Source organism: Cellulomonas sp. IC4_254 (genome assembly GCF_011603975.1).
In the GTDB taxonomy this organism is placed as follows: domain Bacteria; phylum Actinomycetota; class Actinomycetes; order Actinomycetales; family Cellulomonadaceae; genus Cellulomonas.
Window position 1 is genome coordinate 1 of record NZ_JAANNB010000310.1, and the last position, 2718, is coordinate 2718.

Consider the following 2718-nt stretch of genomic DNA (forward strand, 5'->3'; position numbering starts at 1 on the left):
GGGCGCGGGCATCAGCGCCCCCGCATCAGGTCGCGGACGCCGTCGCCGGCGAGGTTCGCGGCCAGGGCGATCACGAGCACCGCCAGGCCGGGGAAGATCGGCACCCACCAGGCCTGCAGCAGGTACGCCATGCCCTGGGCGGCCATCGCCCCGAGCTCCGGGGCGGGCGCCGGGGAGGACAGCCCGATGAACGACAGGCCGGACAGCGCGACGACCAGGCCGCCGACGTCGAGGCTCGCGGCGACCACGATCGTCGAACGCACCCCGGGCAGCAGGTGCCTGGTGACCCGGGTGCCCCACGGCGTGCCGGCGAGCCGGGCGGCCTCCAGGTGCGGGCGGGCGGCCCAGGCGCGGACCTCGCCCCGGACCAGCCGGGCGTACAGCGGCCACCAGACGACGGCGACGCCGACCAGCGCCGAGGTGAACGACGCGCCGAGCGCCGCGGCGACGGCCATCGCGATGACCAGGCCCGGCAGCGCCAGGAACAGGTCGGTGGTGCGCATGAGCAGGGTGTCCACCCAGCCGGGCAGCGCCCCCGACAGCAGGCCGACCAGGCCGCCGACCAGCACGCCCGAGGCGATCACGATCGCCGCCGCGACGAGGCTGGACCGCATGCCGTACAGCAGGCGGGACAGGATGTCGTAGCCCAGCGCGTCCGTGCCGAGCAGGTGGTCCGGGCTGAGCGGCGGCAGGAACGCGTCGCCGCTGCGCAGGATCGGGGAGTGCGGCGCGAGCACCGGGGCGGCGAGCGCGACGACCACGACCAGCGCGAGCACGACGACGGCGGCGAGGTCGACGCCGAGCGCACGGTGCCGCACGGCGGTGACGCGGGCCCAGCGGCGCGCGGCGCGGGCGCGGGCGCCGCCGGGGGTGACGGCGAGGTCGGCGGTGGTCATCTCGGGGTCCCCTCGAGATCGGGAGCGGAGCGAGCGATGTCGTGGGGTGCGGTCATGCGGTGGCTCCCGTCGGGGTGGCGACGCGGTCGCGGCGGTGCTGCGGGCCGGGGATCGCGCCGAGCAGCGTGCGGGTGTACTCGTGCTGCGGGCGCTCGCAGACGTCGTCGGTGGCGCCGACCTCGACGATCCGGCCCTCGCGCATCACGGCGACCCGGTCCGCGACGATCCGCGCGGCGGCGAGGTCGTGCGTCACGAACAGCACGGACATCCCGAGCTCGCGGCGCAGCCGGCCGATCAGGTTGAGCACCGTGGCGGCGAGCGAGACGTCGAGCGCGCTCGTCGGCTCGTCGCAGAGCAGGACGGTCGGCGGCACGATCACCGCGCGGGCGAGCGCCACGCGCTGCCGCTGGCCGCCGGACAGCTGGTCGCCGCGGGCACGCGCCGTCTCCGGCGGCAGGCCGACAGTCCGGAGCGCGTCGAGCACCCGGTCGGACCGCTCGGCGCGGGACATGCCGGTGACGTGGGCCTGCAGCCGCTCGTCGAGCATCGTGCCGACCCGCAGCCACGGGGTGAGCGAGGCGCCGGCGTCCTGGAACACCATCTGCGGCGCGGCGCCCGCGGCGACGACCACCTCGCCCGACGTGGTGGTCTCCAGCCCGGCGACCACGCGCAGCAGGGTCGACTTGCCGCAGCCGGACTCGCCGACCAGGGCGACGGCCTCGCCGGCGCGGACCTCGAGGTCGACGCCGCGCAGGGCGGGTAGCTCGCGCCGCCGCCACGGCGGGCCGCTGCGGAACACGCGATGTACGTCGCGGACGGTGACGGCCGCGCCGTCGCGCAGGACGACCGGGGGCCACACCGCGGGGAGCCCGGGCGTCGGGGCGCCGGAAGCGAGGTCGAGCACGCCGTCCGCGCCGACGGCGACGTCGTCCTCGGCGGCGGGGGAGCCGGCCGGGGGCCCGTCCGGAGCGGGCGGCGTCACCGGCATCGCGGCCAGCGGGCGGTCCCGCGGGGTCCGCAGGTCGATGCGCGACCGCAGCAGGTTCTTCGTGTACGCGTGCGTCGGGTTCCCGAACACCTCGTCGACCGCCGCCGACTCCACGACCCGGCCCTGCTGCATCACGGCGATCCGATCGCACACCTGCGCCGCGACCCCGAGGTCGTGGGTGACGAACACGATCGAGCAGCCGATGTCCTCGCGCAGCGTCAGCAGCAGGTCGAGGATCTGCGCCTGCACCGTGACGTCCAGGGCCGTCGTCGGCTCGTCGGCGAGGATGAGCGAGGGGCGGCGGGCCACGGCGAGCGCGATCATCACCCGCTGGCGCAAGCCGCCGGACAGCTGGTGCGGGTAGGCCTTCAGCCGGTCCGCGGCGCGCGGGATGCCGACGTCCTCTAGCAGGGACAGCGCGTGGGCGCGGTCGCGCGTCACCTCGCCGAGCTGCCGCCCGATCGTCATGGTCGGGTCGAGGGACGTCATCGGGTCCTGGAACACCGCGCCGACGTGCTGCCGGCGGGCGGCGCGCCGGGCGGCGTCCGGGGCGCCGATCATGTCGGTGCCCGCGAGGTCGACGGACCCGGAGACGACCGGCCGGGCGGAGGCGGGCAGCAGGCCCATCACCGACAGGCCGAGGATGCTCTTGCCCGAGCCGGACCCGCCCACCAGGCCGACGACCTCGCCGCGCTCGACGGTCAGGTCCACACCGCGGACGGCGTGCACGGTCTCGCCGTCGCGGGTCAGCCGGACGTCGAGGCCGTCGACCCGCAGCACGGGGGCTGTGGCGGTTCCGGGCATGGCGGGTCTCCTTCGCAGGGGGACGACGGG

General features: G+C 76.6%; 2 protein-coding genes. Both read right to left on the reverse strand.

The window, feature by feature from the left end; genetic code table 11:
- Positions 1–11: 11 nt before the first annotated feature.
- Complete coding sequence (locus tag G6556_RS18200; RefSeq protein ID WP_166944476.1) at positions 12–896, reverse strand: ABC transporter permease; 885 nt, start codon at positions 894–896, stop codon at positions 12–14.
- A gap of 52 nt (positions 897–948) precedes the next feature.
- The gene (locus G6556_RS18205) at positions 949–2688 is read right to left on the reverse strand and encodes an ABC transporter ATP-binding protein (protein WP_166944479.1); all 1740 of its coding nucleotides are present in this window, start codon (positions 2686–2688) and stop codon (positions 949–951) included.
- Between the last annotated feature and the right edge of the window lie 30 nt (positions 2689–2718).

Excerpts from the sequence above, each read along its gene's own strand:
- G6556_RS18200 (WP_166944476.1), bottom strand. The coding sequence starts at position 896 with ATGACCACCGCCGACCTCGCCGTCACCCCCGGCGGCGCCCGCGCCCGC.
- G6556_RS18205 (WP_166944479.1), bottom strand. The coding sequence starts at position 2,688 with ATGCCCGGAACCGCCACAGCCCCCGTGCTGCGGGTCGACGGCCTCGAC.